Origin of the sequence: Marinicella pacifica, assembly GCF_014636635.1 — a bacterium.
In the GTDB taxonomy this organism is placed as follows: Bacteria; Pseudomonadota; Gammaproteobacteria; order Xanthomonadales; family Marinicellaceae; genus Marinicella; species Marinicella pacifica.
Map to the genome: position 1 here is coordinate 77,593 of NZ_BMEO01000006.1, position 19,058 is coordinate 96,650.

Below are 19,058 nucleotides of genomic sequence, written 5' to 3' on the forward strand. Positions count from 1 at the left end.
AACTTCGGTGGGCATCCCCGGCCTGATGTTTTATAATGGTTGATTGGTTAAAAAAACAACAGAGACCTTTGTATGCAAAAAACGCCCCTCGCGTTTCAGGGACCCGGTGAATCAATCAGCCGCATATTCAGCGAAAAAAATTTATACCACGCTTGTCAGTTGCTGATAAATAACCAATTCAGTGATTGGCAAAAACCCGCTAACACCGGTATCAGCCGTGCCGTGATTGATGGTTATGCGGTTAAAATGAGCTGGCCCTTGCCCAAAAAGCCCGATCAATCGATTGGCCAGTGCCACTGTGGTCACTCTTCTGCCTGCGTTCACAAAGCCGCTTTGGCCTTGTTAAACCGCAGCCGCCTGAACCGAATCCAACCATTCACCCATCAGATCAAAGCCCTGCAAAACATCAACCAGACGTTTATGGTGTGGATGCAAAAACAAGTGCACGATCCGTTTCCACCCATGGCCCGACATCGGGTGGTGTATTTACTGGATGAAAACGACGATAAAACCGGCTATGTGGTCGCCATTCATAAAGCCTACCTGAGCCAGGAAGACCGGTACACCCTTAAAGAAGCCATAGATAACAGTTTGTTGTGGCAGAAAAATCGCCCCAAATTCGTGTCACTGGCAGATCAGAAAGTGTTTTACCTGATGCATGAAAACGGACTCACACAAACCCACCGCTTAGACATTGATTCACGGCGTGATGATGAAACCCTCAAAGCCATGGTTGAGACCGGCCGATGTTTTTGGCGCGCCTGCTATCGCAACCCCATCCAATACCAGGAACACTCTGAACATCGGGGAAAATCACCTCATCTCACGGAAAACCATGATTTTATACTCGCTGAAAATGCACTGGTGAAGCGTAAATCCAAACACCCTAAACCCATCAAACTGCCACAGGCGCTAAACATAAAACCCCGCATTCAAATCCACAGTGAACAGCTGCAGTTTCCCTGGCCGCCACAGTCTTTATACGCTTTTGATTGGGCACACATCGAATTTTACGTGGGGGACAACGATTTTAGTTTCAGTTTGAGTGATGTTCGCAATGGCCGTGTATCCATAGATCAGCAACAACTGGAGGTCCTCGCCGGTTATGCTTATCTTCTGGACAAGCTGGATTCGGTTCATGCCCATTTTGAAGCCCCCGTCAGTAACCGTTTTGAAATCAACGATCGTTTTATTCCGCCCGATTTTGTGCGCATCTGCACTTTGCTGGTGGCTTTGCATGATTTGGGCTGGGACGTTTCTTTTGCTGACAGTTTTCGCCTAAATCGTCAATCAGTCAATGACTGGTACCTTAAAGTCGATCAAAAAACCGGTCACAGCGGTGGCACCGCATCTTATGGGCTGGAATTGGGTGTTGAGGTTAACGGAGAAAAATTAAACATCATGCCATATCTGGTGAAAGCAATCCAAACCGGACGGTTTGAACAAATCCAAAATGAGTTGGTATTGCAACTGGAATCCGGTCAAATGATTGGATTGGAGGCCGCCAAAGTCAAACAAATAATCGCCACCATGGGTGAGCTTTACAGTGAAAACCCTTTAAATGATGCGCAACAGATTGAATTGCCAGAACAACAACTGATGCAAGTGGCTCGCTTACAGCAAAACTGGCAAACCGAGCAAACCGAGGACAGGCATCAAACGACAGGATCAAGCGAGGATAAACAAAGCCAACAGGATACGATAACAGCGGGCAGCCGGCTTCAATGGATGGGTGATGACCGGATTTACAATAAGATAAAAGCGTTGCAAAAATACAAAGAATTGCCTGTCATTGAACCGCCACAAGGCTTAAAAGCCAATCTCCGTGAATATCAGTTGAAAGGTTTTAGTTGGCTCTGTTTTCTGCAACAACACCAGTTACACGGTTTACTGGCTGATGACATGGGCCTCGGTAAAACCATCCAAACGCTGGCTTTATTACTCCACCAAAAAGAACAAGGTCTTGCCAAAGCAACGAACTTATTGGTGGCACCGACCAGTTTATTGGGAAACTGGCAGTCCGAAGCCCGCCGCTTCACACCCGATTTAAAGGTTCTTATTTTGGCCGGCGATAACCGTGACATACAATATGCCGTCTGGTCGGATTATGATTTGGTGGTTACCAGTTACGGCATTTTGAACCGTGACATGGATCAACTGCGTCAGCTGCCGGTGCATTATTTGATTCTGGATGAAGCCCAGGCAATCAAAAATCGCAAAACCCAGACCGCTCAGGCTGCCAAAGCAATTCCATCAGCACATCGCCTGTGTTTAAGCGGCACACCGGTTGAAAACCATTTGGGTGAGTTGTGGTCCATGTTTGATTTTCTGATGCCGGGTTTTTTGGGGCGCGAAAAACTGTTTCAGCAAGTCTATCAGATTCCCATTGAAAAAGATCAAAATCGGGAACGACTACAGGAACTGCAACAACGCATGGCGCCGTTTATTCTGCGCCGTACAAAATCTCAGGTGGCCAAAGAACTCCCGGATAAAAATGAAATCGTCAAAATGATCAATTTGCATGAGCAACAGGCACATATCTATGAAAGCATCCGCTTAACCATGGTGGATGAAATCAAACAGGCCTTTAAAGACCACCGAGGCAATCAGATTTTGATTGGCAATGCTTTATTGCGTTTACGTCAGGTTTGTTGTCATCCAAGTTTGGTCAAATTGGACTCAGTCGATAAAACGGCACCTTCTGCGAAATTGGATTGGTTGATGACCGCCATCCCAAATTTGGTGGAAGAGGGCAGACGTATCCTGGTTTTTTCTTCCTTTACCGGTATGCTATCTTTAATCCAAGAACAATTGAAGAACATTAAAATCCATTATTTATCCTTGACCGGTAAAACCCCGGCGAAACAACGCACAAAAGACATTAAACGTTTTCAAAATGAAGACGTCCCCGTGTATTTAATCAGCTTAAAAGCCGGTGGTGCGGGCATTAATTTAACCGCTGCTGATACCGTGATTCACTATGACCCCTGGTGGAATCCGGCGGCTGAACAACAAGCCAGTGATCGCGCCCATCGGATTGGCCAGGAAAAACAGGTGTTCGTCTATAAACTGATTAGCCGTGGTACCGTAGAAGAAAAGATTTATAACATGCAACAGAAAAAAAGCGAACTCGCCTCGCAGCTGTTATCCGCTGACAACAGTGGCTTAAAACTTAATGAACATCAATGGCAAGATTTGCTTAAACCCATCTCATCATGAAACGCCTGGCACTCAAAACTATCAAATTTTTGGTTATCACATTGTTGCTGTTTGCTTTGTATGTGCTGGTGGCACGACAATTATTCACACTGCCGTCCATTGAAAACCGACTCGACAGCCACGTCCTGACAGCACCTAATACCAGTCCATGGGCACAATATATTAATAAATTGTCAGAACAACATCCCGGGCAAAGCGGCATTAAACCTCTGGCCAGTGGGCTGGATGCCTTTATTATGCGTTTATTGCTGATTGAAAAGGCCCAGGTCAGCATCGATGCCCAATATTACATTTGGCACAATGATTTAACCGGCTTGTGGTTATTACAGGCCTTAAAAAAAGCCGCTGATCGCGGGGTGCGGGTGCGCTTATTGCTGGATGATAACGGCATCGATGGTCTGGATGCCATTATCAACCAATTAAATCAACATGAACTGATTGATGTCAGACTGTATAACCCGTTTGTCGTACGCCAATTAAAGTGGATCAATTTTACCTGGGATTTCTTTCGCCTCAATCACCGCATGCACAACAAAGCCATGATTGTCGATGGCCTGGCCGCCATTGTGGGCGGTCGCAATATCGGTGATGAATATTTCAACACCGGACTAAATCGTCACTACAATGATTTAGACGTGTTGACCATTGGCCGCGTTACCCCGGACATCGCCGCTAACTTCGACCTGTTTTATAACAGCCAACTGGCCATCCCGGCCGATCAAATCATCAACCCAAACAAAATTGATATGGATTTCCTGGGACAGGCATTTAAACCGCTGAAAAAATCGCAACAATACCTCGCGTATCGACAGGCCATCATAGACAGCAATTTAGCTCAAGCCATCCCAAATCATGATATTGTGACCACCTGGTCAGAAGTAACCCTCATCAGTGATCACCCCAAAAAGTCATTGGGCGTGAACAGAAAAGATGTCCTGATGGTCACCCGCTTAAGCGAAATTTTAGAATCACCCCAATCCAAAGTGGATATCGTGACGCCGTACTTTGTCCCGGCGAAATCGGTTAAGCTCTTTGCCAATCTCACAGCACGGGGCGTCAAAGTCCGTATCCTCACCAATTCCTTCGAAGCCAATGACGTTATACCGGTGCATGCCGGTTATGCCAAATACCGCAAACCCTTATTACAAGCCGGCGTTGAATTATTTGAATTAAAAGTTAATCTTGCGATTGAAGAAAACAAAGCCGATCTGGGCTTTATGGGTTCCTCCGGCGCCAGCTTACACGCCAAAACATTTGCTGTGGACGATCGTCTGGTGTTTGTCGGTTCCTTTAATTTTGATCCCCGCTCAGCCAGACTCAACACCGAAATGGGCGTCGTTATTGATAACCCCCAATTGGCCCAAAACATTCACAGACATTTTCAACAAGACCTGCAGCGACAAGCCTACAGCTTAGAGCTCGACCAAGACGGTGACATCATCTGGCTTGATTACCAAAACCCTAATGACAACAAGATCTACCATAAAGACCCCAACAGTACCGCCTTACACCGCATGATGTTGACCCTCATCGGCTGGCTGCCGATTCAGAAATTGTTATAAAATTTTCAACATGAATTTCCATAACACTCAAAATGTCTAAAAATTTTGCCGAACAGTGTGTCCGCTATATACTGGCTCAATACCGCAATGAATCGGCTGATTTTGATTTTATCCGTGAACTCGAACAATCAACCGATATGGTCTTTTTAGCCAATACTACAGACACTGAATCCCTGTGCTATGCCAACAGCCAAGCCGTCCGCCCCGAATACAAAACCAACTTCACCCCCGCCGATCTCTGGAACTATATCAGCAACCAACAAAATCATCAAAACGCAGACATCAACGCATACCTAAAATCAATTCTTCCCAAAAACAAACAACAATTCTGGCGAATCTCCTCACAAAACCAGCCATAACCCTAAAACAATCATTGATTTTTTATGCTTCAAAACATTGAACGGCAAATTAATACAAAGTAAAAACAAAGAATAAAATCCAATGGCCAGTCACCCAAATAAGTTCTGTTTTTTGAGGCTGTTACATACGCACCGCGATGCATAACTGTTCAATTTGGGTTCATTTGCCCGGTCAAACCGGTTCGAGGGGTTGGGCTCAGCAGTTCGCCTGTGGCTGTACTGATTGCATACTGAAGTTGTGCAGATTGCAATGTTTTTGCTTAGCGATATAAATATGTAACATTTATTTTTATTTTTTGAGCTATAATAATGGTGACTTTCGGCGATTTGACTGGTGTTAATTTGCCTTAAGTTTGTTGATTGGTATTTTGCGGAGAATTGTATGAGCAAAAGTCATGATGCTAAAAAAGCAACAAAGAAACAACCTGAAAAGACGTTAAAAGAAAAACGTCTTGAGAAAAAACAGAAAAAAGCTTCTAAATAAACGAAGATTTGAACTTATTAACAACACGATACAAAGGCGCTTTAAAGGCGCCTTTGTTTTTTTAAGTAATGCATATGTTAGAAAACCTGGCTGCAATCACTGGGGGTTTGATTTTGTTGGTGTGGAGTGCTGAACGATTTGTGTCGGGCGCTGCAAGCATCGCCCGGCATTATGGTGTTTCGCCTATGATTATTGGTATGGTGATTGTCGGCTTTGGAACTTCGGCACCGGAAATGCTGGTGTCAGTTTCAGCCTCCTTTGAAGGTAACAATGGTATCGCATTGGGCAACGCTTACGGCTCAAATATTGTTAATATTTCTGTTATTTTGGGTATTTCAGCCTTGATTTTCCCGATAAAAGTTCAGTCATCGGTGCTCAAAAAAGAAATCCCTTGGCTGATTTTGGTGAGTCTGTTATCGCTGATGTTACTTTGGGATTATTCCTTATCACGATTGGATGCGGTTGTGTTGCTTTCGGTGTTTGTGATTTTAATGAGCTGGACCATTGTTCAGGGTATGAAGTATCCACAGGATTCACTGGCTCAGAACGTCGATGAAACAGCGCATAAAGTCATGACTTTTAAAACCGCTATTTTCTGGCTGATGGTTGGTTTGCTGCTCTTAATATTAAGTGCACAGTTATTGGTTTGGGGGGCGGTTAATCTGGCCGTGTATTTTGGTGTAAGCGATCTGGTGGTTGGTCTGACCATTGTTGCCATTGGTACATCTTTGCCGGAACTGGCTTCTTCGGTGATGGCAGCCAGACAGGGTGCCCATGAAATTGCGCTGGGTAATGTACTTGGATCTAATTTATTCAATACCTTGGTGGTGGTCGGGTTGAGCGGAATCATTCATCCTTTTTCTGTGGGTCGTGAGGTTATTAATCGCGACATGATGGTGATGCTGGCATTAACGCTTGTATTGTTTGTTTTTGCTTACGGTTTCAAAAAACCCGGACGCATTAACCGCGTGGAAGGTGTTTTTTTATTGCTTTTCTATCTGACTTATACAACCTGGCTTTTAAACCCTGCTGTTCTGAGAATGTGACAGGGTTCATGCAATTCACTTTTTTACCCTAAATAATCATTTTTTTGTCAGATTCCTTCGCTACAATAATCGCTATTCATCAAAATAGGTATTGCAATGCATCACTTTAAATGGATTCTGTTATTGGCAGTTTTAACACTCTCTGCATGTGGCGATTCAAACAATCAATCATCGCAGAAGCAAACCGATAAACCGGCAACTTCTGCAGCCACTGATCAAAACACGACACCGCAAGAACCGGACACCGATAAACCGGGAATTTTGTTCAGTCATACGGGTGAATTTCGGGTTTTAAATATATCTGAGGGCATATACGACAACACCGCGGCGTTACAGATTAATGTTAATCAACCTCTGGATCGAAGCCAGGATTTTAATCAATTAATACAAGTCACTGAAGCCGGGCAGGGGATACAGCCCGCCTGGATTGTCGGCGATCAGGGTTTGGCCTTGTATTACCCATTTATCGAAACCGACACCGAATATTCGATTAAGGTCAGTCAGTCTTTACAATCGGATAAAGGGAAAACACTGAGCCAGAATCACACAAAAAACCTCAAAACCCAGCCGGCCCAACAATCGGTGCGGTTTTTATCACAAGGCTATACTTTATTGCCGCATGATGCGGCATTGCCTATTGAAGCGGTGAATGTCAGCGCAGTGGATTTGAAATTCTGGCGAATTAAGTCAGACCAACTGCATCAATTCCTGCAAAACCCCTATAAAACGAGCACCTACCAGTTACGTGATCTCTCTGAGATTGCTGATCTGGCGTATTCAGCTCAATTTTCGCTGGATCACACAACCAACAAAACCGAACAGCACCAACTGTCGATAAATAACATCGGCGTACTTAATGAAGCCGGGGTGTACTTTGTTACGATGATGGGCGCTGAAAATTACGATTATGATTATGCCAGTACCTGGTTTATCCAAACGGACATTGCTTTGCACAGTCGCCAATACCGGGATTCGATGGCTGTTTTTGCACAACATCTACCGGATGGCAAACCCTATCAGAATGTTAAACTGACTGCCTATGACGACAAAGGTCATACCAAGGTGGGGGTCAAAACTGATGCCGCCGGTTTTGCTAAATTATCCGCTTTAACCAATAAAAATATTCAATTTATTATCGCCGAGCATGGCAGGCACATCCAGCTACTGAGACTCAATGAGCCAAAACTCGATTTATCCGAATACCCCATCAATGGTCGCGATTATCGGCCCCGAGAACTGTTTTTGTATGCACCAAGAGACCTCTATCGACCCGGCGAAACCGTTCAGATTAATGGTCTTCTGCGTAATGATGACGCGCGTTTTGAAACAACTTTACCTTTTACGGTGGAAGTCAAGCGGCCGGATAATCGTGTCATTCGGCATTTTAACTGGGCTGGTGATGCCGATGGTTTTTATCACAGCCGTTTTCAGTTGCCTGAAAATGCCATGAGAGGACAGTGGCGTTTTGTGGTGCATTTCAATGACCAGCACCGACAGACCTATGAGTTTTCGGTTCAGGATTTTTTACCCGAACGCCTGAGCATGTCTCTCAAACCGGAACAAACACTTGTTTCCACCGAAGAACCTGCGAACATTCATATTCAAGCTGATTATTTATATGGTGCACCGGCCGCCGGTAACCGTTTTGATGCCACCATAACGCTGTCAACTGCTCAAAAATTGTTTAAAGAGGATTACCCCGAATTTAATTTTGGTTCCAATCATGATAAGGGATTGAATGACACGTTTACGGTGGATGCTGAAAAACTCAGTGAAGCTGGAGCAGGCACCCTGGTGATACCGAATAAATGGCAGGACGCAAAATTTCCTTTAGATATTACCGCCCATATTAATGTCTATGAGGCCGGTGGACGGCCTTTGTCACGTTACAGCCGGTTACAGGTATGGCCCTATGACCGTGCTGTCGGTATTAAGCCTTTATGGGACAGTCGTTTTGCTGACCCCAATAGCCAAAACGGTTTCGAGTTGATTGCCATCAATCAGACCGGAGAACCCATCGATATGGCGGATGCACAACTTGTTTTGGTCCATGAAAACAGACAGCGTTATTGGCATTGGGGAGATGACGGCTGGGCGTACCGAAATCAAGAGGATGAGCAGACAGTCTTTAGCGCCATTCAGCCGCTGACTGCTGGGCAGCCGGTGAGTGTACAATTGCCGATTCAGTATGGTCAATACCGACTGGAAGTCCGAGACAGTCATCAAAACATACTGAGTTCTTACCGCTTTTTTGCCGGTTGGCGCTGGTATGACCCGAATGATCTGCAGGCAGAAAAACCCGATCAGGTGAAACTGCAATGGCAGAATCATGCCGTGACACCGGGTTCACAAGCCACTTTAAGTGTGCAGGCACCCTTTACCGGCACTGCGATTATTACGGTGGAGGCTGATGATTTATTGTGGCACCGGGTCACCGAAATTAACCAGGCTCAAACCGATTTAGCCATTCCAATTGATCAAACCTGGCGTCGCCACGACATCTATGCAGCGGTGACGGTGATAAAAGCCGGCCAGCCAAAACGCAAACACCTGCCCAGGCGGGCTTTGGGTTTGATTCACATGCCTTTAAACCGCGAACCTGAACATCTTGATGTTGAGTTGAAGCATAAAGACAAGGTTTTACCGGATAAAACCTTGGTTGTTCAGGTCAAAGTCAATAATCTGAAAGACAGGCAATCAGGTTTTGTAACACTGGCCGCAGTGGATACCGGGATTTTAAATGTGAGTCAGTTTGAAACACCGGATCCTTTTGCCTGGTTCTTTAATCCGCGCCAATATGCACCCGCCATTTATGACATGTACGGACGATTGATCGCCATGATTGAGGCCAAAAAAGCGGTGCAAAAATTTGGTGGTGATGCCGACATCAGCCGCGGCGGTGATAAACCCAAATCAGAGGTGCAAATTGTTTCTTTACTCAGCGATAAAGTGCCGCTGAACGACCGGGGTGAAGCGGAAATTGAGTTTAAGTTGCCGTACTTTAATGGCGAGTTGCGTTTGATGGCGGTGGCTTTTAATAACAGCCAAATTGGCAGCACTGACAGCACCGTCAAAGTCGCTGCCCCGGTGGTGATTGAAGCCTCTTTACCACGCTTTATGGCCAAGGACGATCAGTCAACCGCCGTGATTGAAGTGCATAACACCGAAGACACAGACAGCGAAATTCAGCTCAGCATTCAGGCCGATCAAGCCCTTGGCGGCGAACACAAAGACCTGACCTTATCGCTCACAGCCAATGAAAAACAACGCATTGAACTGCCGATTAATGCCACCAATCACCAGGGACAGGGTCAGCTCAGCATTCAGGCCGAAGCCAGTAACAGTAGCTTTCAAATGGATCGCCAATGGACCCTGGGATTACGTGCCGCACGGCCGGCCATCACTCAGCAGCACAGTCTGATTGTCCAGGCCGGTCAAACGGTGTCCAATAAAAAGGATTGGCACAATCACTTTGAATCAGATGGTTTGAAATCGGTGTTAACAATCTCCGATCAAATCATTCTGGCCGAGGAACAACAACTGGCTGAATTGCTGCAATATCCCTATGGCTGCCTGGAACAAACCACCAGCCGCGCCTGGCCACTCATTTTGGCCGATCAACAGGATTTCTCGGTATATGCCAAACAAAGCAGCCGGGATCTATATGCCAACCGGCACAAGCACATCGAAACCGCCATTGGCCGAATCTTAAGTATGCAGAAATCCAACGGCAGTTTTGGTTATTGGTCGAATGACAGCCAGGAAGCCAACTGGCTAACCGTATTTGCCACGGATTTTCTGTTGACCGCTCAAAACCAGGGCTATTCCGTACCGCAGAATGCTTTGAACAAAGCCACAGAACGCCTGCGTTATTATGTGCAAAGTCAATTTCGTCTGCAATCAGATCTCAGCCGTTATCTCAGTGATCAGCATGTTTTTCGGGTGTCGGTGAAAGCTTATGCCGTTTATGTTTTGGCCCAAAGTCAGCAACTCAGTGTCGGTGATGTGCGTCGGGTTTATGACAACATCCCTAAAGACATCAACAGCCCCTTGCCCTTAGCCCACAGCGCCCGGGCCTTAGAACTGGTGGGTGATCAACAGCGGGCCACTGAAGCCTGGCAGAAGGTGGTGGACTTCCAGTGGCAAGCAGACCGCCATGCCTATTACGGCAATTATGGCTCAAAAATCCGTGATTATGCCGCCGTGGTGCGTTTGGGCTTAGAGAGCCCGCTGTTAAAACAATTACCGCAATCGGTTCTGTCCATGCTACCGGAGATCAAATCTGAACTCACAAAACGCCGTTGGCTTTCCACTCAGGAGCGCGGTATGTTATTCAGAACCGCCAAATCCCTGGCCCGGCAATCAGACGGCGACTGGCAGATTAATTTCATCAATGCCGGTGAAACCACCGCCATCCAGCGACAACAGGATCTGGTTAATGTCTATGTCGGGGATGATGCCAAAACCGATATTAAAATAGAAAACACCGGCAATGAAGCCTTGTATGTGGATTGGATTTATCAGGGTTATCCCAATAAACCCATGGATTTAACAGAAGGGGTGAGCGTTGATAAACAGTATTATGATCTGGCGGGCAAGGTTTTGGACTTATCGACCGTCCGCAGCGGTGATTTGGTGATTGTTAAAATCAGTGCCAGCCTCGATAAATCCATCGGCTATCTGCCCGATGCCTTATTAGTGGATTTGCTGCCGGCCGGATTCGAACCGGAAAATCAGGCGCTCGACCATGCCATGAGCCTCGATGACATTCAAATTGACGGTAAAACACCGCAACAATGGAATGAGAACAACCGCTTAATGCATGAAGAATACCGTGATGACCGTTATGTGGCGGCCTTTACCTTGTCATCATATGACGCCACTCATCTGGTGTATTTGGTGCGGGCGGTAACCCCGGGCACTTACACCGTACCCCAGGCGCTGGTGGAAGACATGTACCGGCCTGAAATCCGGGGGTTATCCGACACCGATGCCCGGTTAACGGTTAAGGCCCGGTAACATGACCACACAACCCAATAACAGCATCCGACAGCGGCTTAAAAAACCGCTTTGGCTGCTGTTGTTATTGTGCGTCGCGTCTTGGCTCACTTTTTTAATCCTGGATCGTATATGGCCTTTACCGGTGGAATCCTTTGAGCAACGGCATTTTGCCCAGGTGGTGGTGGATAAAGACGGTTTACCGTTACGTGCTTTTGCCGATGACAATGGCGTCTGGCGTTATCCTACCACCGTCGATCAAGTCTCACCCTTGTATATTGAAGCCTTAATTAATTACGAAGACCGCTATTTTTACCGGCACTTCGGCATTAACCCATTTTCCATCGTTCGCGCCGCCTGGCAGCGATTAACAGAAGGGCGCTATGTCTCCGGTGCCTCGACCCTGACTATGCAAGTGGCCAGAATCATGCAAAATCACGACAAAACCCTGCGTGGTAAAGTCGGACAAATGTTCCGAGCCTTACAGCTGGAATGGCATTACAGTAAAACCGAGATACTCAATTATTACCTCAATTACGCGCCCTTTGGCGGGCCTTTGGAAGGTGTTGAAGCCGCCGCCCATGCTTATCTGGGCAAACCGGCCGCCCAATTAAGCCATGCCGAAGCGGCGTTACTGGCGGTGATGCCGCAGGCGCCGAGCCTGTACCGGCCTGATCGTTATCCGGAACGCGCGCAACAGGCCCGCGATAAGGTTTTAAACCGGCTGGCGGCCTATAAAGTTTGGTCCCAACAAACCGTTCAGGAAGCCCGGCAGGAAACGGTCTATGCACAGTATAAAACCCAACCGATGACCGCCGCTTTATTGGCCCGTCAATTACGTGGTCAATACCCCGATCGGTCTCTTATTCAAACCACCATCGACCGAGATTTACAAACCGAACTGGAATGGCTGGCCAAAGACTACGCCGAAAACAGCGGTGAGGCCCTGTCGGTGGCGGTGATGGTGGTGGACAATGAATCCATGGCGGTGACCGCTTATCTGGGCAGTGCCGATTTTTTCAGCGACAGCCGTGCCGGGCAGGTGGACATGATCCAGGCCGTGCGCTCACCGGGCTCCACCTTAAAACCCTTTATTTATGGCCTGGCCTTAGATCAGGGTTTAATCCATTCGCAGTCCTTATTATTTGATGTACCGACTTCGTTTGACGGCTATCGGCCGCATAATTTTTCTGAGTATTTTAGCGGGCCGGTAAGTGCTTCAGAAGCCTTGTTGCGGTCTTTGAATATGCCGGCGGTGCAATTACTCGATGCCATCGGTCCCGAACCCTTTTATGCCAGCATGCATAATGCCGGTTTAAATTTACAGCTCCCTGGCCAAGCGCAACCCAATCTGTCAATGGCCTTAGGCGGTGGCGGTGTCAATATGGCGGAATTAATGCAGGTGTTTAGTGCCCTGGGCCGTCAAGGACAGGCCGGTTTTTTACGTTACCTGCCCGAACAACAACTGGTGGAACGGCCCTTATTAAGTGACGGCGCTGCCTGGATTGTGCAAGATATCCTGGCGCAGGGGCACCTTAAAAAACGCCTCTATCACGATGATTTAACCGGCAGCCGAGATTTGGCCTTTAAAACCGGCACCAGCTACGGTGGCCGCGATGCCTGGGCGATTGGCGTTAATAGCGCGTATACCATTGGTGTCTGGGTCGGTCGGCCGGATGGCGCGTTCGTCAGCGATAACACCGGGCGTTTGGCTGCCGTGCCCTTACTGCGCCAAGTCCATGGCATGCTGCCTAAAAACACTGAAAGCAATCCGCCACCACCCAGCGTTCAGCTAACCACCATTTGCTGGCCCCTGGGCACCGCCATAAACCTACAAAAGCCGGGCGATTGTCACCGTAAAAAACAGGCCTATACGCTCAATAATATGACACCACCAACTCGCCACGATGGATTGATTAACCCGCTGCAAAAACCCCGCTTAACCGTAACACTTAATGAGAAGGGCGAACGTGTCACGCCGCAATGCCACGACGGTCAAACCCGACAACAACAGATTACCGTCTGGCCGGCAGTGCTGGAACCTTGGCTGCCACAGCGCTGGCACCGAGAACAGTTATTGCCGGAATTTGCCGAGGACTGCCAGCTTTGGCACAACCAAAACCGCCTGGAAATCGTCGGCATCCACCCCGATGCCACACTCTATCCCGAAGCCGGCAGCCTACAACTACCGAGCATCGAACTCAAGGTCGCCGGTTCCACCGGCCAGCATTACTGGTTCCTCAACGACCAACTCATCCGCAATCACCAAAGCACCGTGCAACTCGATAACCTCACCCCCGGCCACTACCAACTCCGCGTCATCGACCAAAGCGCCCAACAAGCCAGCCTGGATTTCCAGGTGGCGATGTGAGCAATTAGGTCAACCAATGTAGCTGCGTGGCTGCCTAAGGGGCTCTACTGTTGGTGTCCCCGCCTTGCACCGCAACAGTGATTAAAAAAATCCATAACCTAAATTTTCGTACATTCCTGTTTTATCCATTTACCTCATTTTGCGAAAATTTTGTGCACCCATTCTCAATAATCTGGTTCTGTAGGATTATAATCATCCTATGAAACGCAAAACATACACCTTTATAGCCTTATTGCTGGTATTCAGCTCAGTACAAGCTGCCGACTACCACATTGGCCCGGGTCAACCCTTATCGGCCATTGCCGATGTCGATTGGACGGCTTTGCAAGCCGGCGATAACGTCTATATTCACTGGCGAAGTACGCCATACCGGGAAAAATGGGTCATTAATGTTCAGGGTACGGCGCAAAATCCCATATCGATTATTGGCGTTAATGGCCCGAATGGTCAACAGCCGGTGATTGATGGTGAAAATGCCGTGACGGTGGCCGGTTTGAATTTTTGGAATGAACCCCGGGGTCTGATTAAAATCGGTGGCTCAAACATTCCGGGCGATGCTCTGCCACAACACATTATTATCGAGAATTTAGATATCCGCTCGGCCTATAAGGATTATCAATTCATCAATGACCAGGGCCAGACTGAAACATACAGTAACAATGCCGCTGCCATCTATGTGGAAAAAGCTGCGCATTTAACCATTCGTAACTGCAGCCTCAGTAACTCCGGCAACGGTTTGTTTATCGGTGCCTTTAACGGCCAGACCGAAGACATCCTGATAGAGAAAAACCATATTCACGGTAACGGTGTGGTCGGTCGCATTTATGAACACAACACCTACACCGCCGCCATCGACATCACCTACCAATTCAATCGATTCGGGCCCTTAAAAGCCGGGGCAGGGGGCAATAACCTGAAAGATCGATCCGCCGGTTTGGTGGTGGCCTATAACTGGATTGAAGGTGGTAATCGCCAATTAGACCTGGTGGATGCCGAAGATTCTGAAAATCTGGTCAATCACCCAAGTTACCACAAAACCCATGTCTATGGTAATGTCCTGATTGAACCGGATAACGACGGTAACTCACAGATCATTCATTACGGCGGCGACAGCGGCACCACCGCTGACTACCGAAAAGGCACACTGTTTTTATACAACAACACCATCATCTCACAACGCAGCGGCAACACCACCTTGGTGCGTCTATCCACCAACGATGAAACTGCCGAAGTATTTAATAACATCTATTACGGTGAATCCGCCGGACACACCCTGGCACTGATAGCCGGCAACGGCACGTTCAATTACCAACATAACTGGCTGAAAACCAATTACAGCGACTGCCACTGCAACCCCAATGGCACCATCAACAACCTTGGCAATCAAATCACCGGCACCACCCCTGATTTTCTCGACCTCAATGGTCAAAACTATCGACTCACAGTGAATGCTCCCGGCATCAACCAGGGCATGCCCATTCCCGCCAATCTATCCACACACATTCCCCATTCCGAATACCAAAAACACCAACAAGCCAGCCCCCGACCTAACGATGGCTCCATCGACATCGGTGCTTATGAAACCATCGATCTGATTTTTGCTGATGGGTTTGAGTGATTCAGTCAGGCTGAGCTTTCGTAAGAAACCACTTTAGATTCTTGTCTATTAAATGTTAATTTGATTCTGTCATGATTTGAAACATCAATTAAAAATATAATCATTCATCTGTTGATATAGAATTAGTTATTATATTATGTTCGCTAAACAGACTGATAATTGTCTGTTAATAGGAGCCAAGCCATGAAAAACCAGCAACAGATAACGATCTATGAATCACAAGATGGACAAGTTGAAGTCGAAGTTCGCCTTGCACAAGAAACTTTGTGGATGACTCAAGCACAATTGGCAGACCTGTTTAATGTTAAGCCACAAAATATCACACAGCACGTTAAAAATATTTATAAAGAGCAAGAACTTACTGAAAAAGCAACTTGTAAGAATTTCTTACAAGTTCAAAAAGAAGGCCAGAGAGAAGTTAAACGAAATCGAAAGCACTATAATTTGGATGTTGTCATATCAGTAGGCTATAGAATTAATTCTGGTAGAGCAACACAATTCCGCATTTGGGCCACCAAACGCCTGAAAGAATATCTGATACAAGGCTACACCATTGACCAACACCGCTTTGTCCAAAATGCAAAAGAATTAAAACAGGCCCTTGCCTTAATTGAGAAAACAGCCAAATCTCCGGAACTGAATCAAGATGCCGGCAGAGGGCTGGTAGAAATCGTTAGTCGTTATACACAATCGTTCTTATGGCTGCAGCGCTACGATGAAGGTCTTTTAGAAGAACCCCAAGGCCAAGCTGGTGGAATACTGCCTACAGCAAAACAAACCAGAGAATCATTGTCTCAGCTGAAATCCAGCCTCATTAAACGCGGTGAAGCAACCGAGCTATTTGCGAAGGAGCGAAGTGATGGTATTGAATCGATACTGGGAAATCTTGAACAAAGTGTCTTTGGAGAACCCGCTTACCCTACGATTGAAAGTAAGGCAGCGCATTTATTGTATTTCTTTGTGAAAAACCATCCCTTTACCGATGGCAATAAACGCAGTGGAGCTTTTTTATTTGTTGACTTTTTGCATCGTAATCACCGTCTTTTGGATAATAATAATCATCCCTGTATTAACGATACAGGCTTGGCCGCATTAACGCTTTTAGTTGCAGAATCAAAACCAGATCAAAAAGAAACCATTATCCGATTGATTATGAATATGTTGGCTCGGGAATCAAATTAGAATTTTTCTCGTTCCCATGTTCCACGTGGGAATGCATATCCTCAATTTACTGGCCAACCAATTAATTTGGTAGAAACTAAACTTCTCGAATAAATTACGTGCCCACGCCGGAGCATGGGCACGAGTGTTTTGATTTATGGCGACAAATTTAGCAAAAACCCTACCGATTCAACCGATTCTCAATCAACTGCTTGACCACCTCAGGCTCTGCCAGGGTGGTGGTATCCCCTAAAGAATCGACTTCGTTGGCGGCGATTTTTCTGAGGATCCGGCGCATGATTTTTCCGGAGCGGGTTTTGGGCAGGCTTGGGGTAAATTGAATCAGATCCGGGGTGGCGATGGGGCCGATTTCTTTGCGTACCCATTGCTTGAGTTCGGCTTCCAGCTCATCACCGGCATCATCATCGTTGTTTAAAATAGCATAGACATAAATACCCTGGCCTTTGATGTCGTGGGGATAACCGACCACGGCGGCTTCCACCACATGGTCATGTTCACAAATGGCGCTTTCCACTTCCGCGGTGCCCATGCGATGCCCCGAAACATTAATGACATCATCGACCCGGCCGGTGATGCGATAAAAGCCATCTTCATCCCGACGCGCACCGTCACCGGAGGTGTAAACGCCTTTAAAAGCTGAGAAATAGGTTTGATAAAAACGTTTATGGTCACCATACACAGTCCGCATTTGGCCGGGCCAACTGTCTTTAATCACCAGCTGACCTTCATTCTGGCCGGATAATTCCTGACCATCTGCATCCATTAAAGCCGGCTGAATGCCGAAAAAGGGCAGGGAGGCTTTCCCCGGTTTTAAAGGTGTAACACCGGCTAACGGCGAAATCATGATGCCGCCGGTCTCGGTTTGCCACCAGGTATCGATGACCGGACAACGCTTATCGCCGACCTGTTCGTAATACCATTCCCAGGCTTCGACATTAATCGGCTCACCCACTGAGCCCAGGACCCGCAGCGATTTACGCGAGGTGTTTTCAAGAAATTGATCACCTTGCTTCATCAGCGCCCGAATCGCCGTTGGCGCGGTGTAAATAATATCCACCCGGTGCTTATCCACAATCTGCCAAAAGCGACTGAAATCAGGATAACTGGGCACACCTTCGAACATCACCGTGGTACAACCATTGGCCAGCGGACCATAGACCACATAACTGTGACCGGTGACCCAGCCGATGTCAGCGGTACACCAATAAACATCATTTTTCTGTATCCCAAACACCTCTTTGTGGGTGAGGGCGCTATACACCAGATAGCCACCGGTGGTGTGCACCACGCCTTTGGGTGAACCGGTGGAGCCGGAGGTATAGAGAATAAACAACGGATCTTCGGCATTCATGGCTTCCGGCTGACATTCATCACTGACCTCCTGAGCCAATTCATGGTACCAATGGTCATGATCGTTCATTGCCACCGCTTCTGCATCGGTTTGAACCACCAGCACATCCGTTAAATAATCTTTCACCCCCGGTTTATCGAAGGCTTTATCAACATTGGCTTTTAACGGAATCTTTTTACCACCACGGCGACTGAAATCAGCGGTAACCACAAATTGAGACTGACAATTTATAATCCGATCACCCAGGGCATCCGCCGAAAACCCGCCGAAAACCACAGAATGAATGGCGCCGATTCGGGTACAAGCCAGCATGGCATAGGCCGCTTCCGGAATCATCGGCATATAGAGCGTCACCCGGTCGCCTTTTTTGACGCCGATTTTCTTTAACGCATTGGCAAAACGACAGACCTCATCATGCAAATCCCCATAACTGATGTGTCGGCTTTTCTTCGGATCATCGCCTTCCCAGATAATCGCGGTCTTGTCGGCTTTTTCAGGTAAATGCCGGTCAATGCAGTTATAAGAGACATTCAGCTCACCATCGCCATACCAGCGGAAATGTAAGTCATCCTCATCAAAAGACACATCCTTAACCTCAGAATAGGGCTTAAACCAATCTAAAATCTGCCCCTGCTGTCGCCAAAATTCAACATTATTATCAATACTCTGACGATACAATTCCTGATAACTCTCCATAGTAAATCGGGACGGGGCTTTATTTTTAATCGGTTCAGTCATGGCTACCTCAATATCTGTTTTTATAATGAAACCATTATAACCAAAACAAAGTAAAACTGTCATGTAGGAAACACCACACAATATAAAACCCATCGTAGCTGCGGGGCTTGACCCCGCCTTGCCCCGCAAC

9 protein-coding genes are annotated in these 19,058 nt (G+C 47.0%); 8 read left to right on the forward strand and 1 reads right to left on the reverse strand.

Features of this window, described 5'->3' with window-relative positions; translation table 11 throughout:
- Positions 1-72: 72 nt before the first annotated feature.
- The 8 genes from IEV16_RS08500 (at position 73) to IEV16_RS08535 (ending at position 16,839) form a co-directional block, all read left to right on the forward strand.
- Complete coding sequence (locus IEV16_RS08500) at positions 73-3,219, forward strand: DEAD/DEAH box helicase (RefSeq protein WP_188365271.1); 3,147 nt, start codon at positions 73-75, stop codon at positions 3,217-3,219.
- The gene (locus IEV16_RS08505) at positions 3,216-4,781 is read left to right on the forward strand and encodes a phospholipase D family protein (protein ID WP_188365272.1); all 1,566 of its coding nucleotides are present in this window, start codon (positions 3,216-3,218) and stop codon (positions 4,779-4,781) included. Before IEV16_RS08500 ends, IEV16_RS08505 begins: the two co-directional genes overlap by 4 nt.
- A 32-nt stretch (positions 4,782-4,813) precedes the next feature.
- A complete protein-coding gene (locus IEV16_RS08510) occupies positions 4,814-5,140 on the forward strand; it encodes a hypothetical protein (RefSeq protein ID WP_188365273.1) in 327 nt (108 codons plus the stop codon).
- A gap of 558 nt (positions 5,141-5,698) precedes the next feature.
- Positions 5,699-6,670 (forward strand): calcium/sodium antiporter, encoded by a 972-nt coding sequence (locus IEV16_RS08515; RefSeq protein WP_188365274.1) that lies wholly within the window; start codon positions 5,699-5,701, stop codon positions 6,668-6,670.
- 96 nt (positions 6,671-6,766) lie between these two features.
- Positions 6,767-11,689, forward strand: a complete 4,923-nt coding sequence (locus IEV16_RS08520; RefSeq protein ID WP_188365275.1) for an alpha-2-macroglobulin family protein — start codon at positions 6,767-6,769, stop codon at positions 11,687-11,689.
- 1 nt (position 11,690) lies between these two features.
- Positions 11,691-14,039: a penicillin-binding protein 1C gene (gene pbpC / locus IEV16_RS08525; protein WP_188365276.1), complete on the forward strand. Its 2,349-nt coding sequence runs from the start codon at positions 11,691-11,693 to the stop codon at positions 14,037-14,039.
- Between the two features lie 199 nt (positions 14,040-14,238).
- Complete coding sequence (locus IEV16_RS08530; RefSeq protein WP_188365277.1) at positions 14,239-15,657, forward strand: right-handed parallel beta-helix repeat-containing protein; 1,419 nt, start codon at positions 14,239-14,241, stop codon at positions 15,655-15,657.
- 183 nt (positions 15,658-15,840) lie between these two features.
- On the forward strand, positions 15,841-16,839 hold the full coding sequence (locus IEV16_RS08535; RefSeq protein WP_188365278.1) for a virulence RhuM family protein/type II toxin-antitoxin system death-on-curing family toxin: 999 nt from the start codon (positions 15,841-15,843) through the stop codon (positions 16,837-16,839).
- A gap of 160 nt (positions 16,840-16,999) precedes the next feature.
- Here IEV16_RS08535 and acs read toward each other — a convergent pair whose 3' ends face one another.
- On the reverse strand, positions 17,000-18,928 hold the full coding sequence (gene acs / locus IEV16_RS08540; protein ID WP_188365279.1) for an acetate--CoA ligase: 1,929 nt from the start codon (positions 18,926-18,928) through the stop codon (positions 17,000-17,002).
- Between the last annotated feature and the right edge of the window lie 130 nt (positions 18,929-19,058).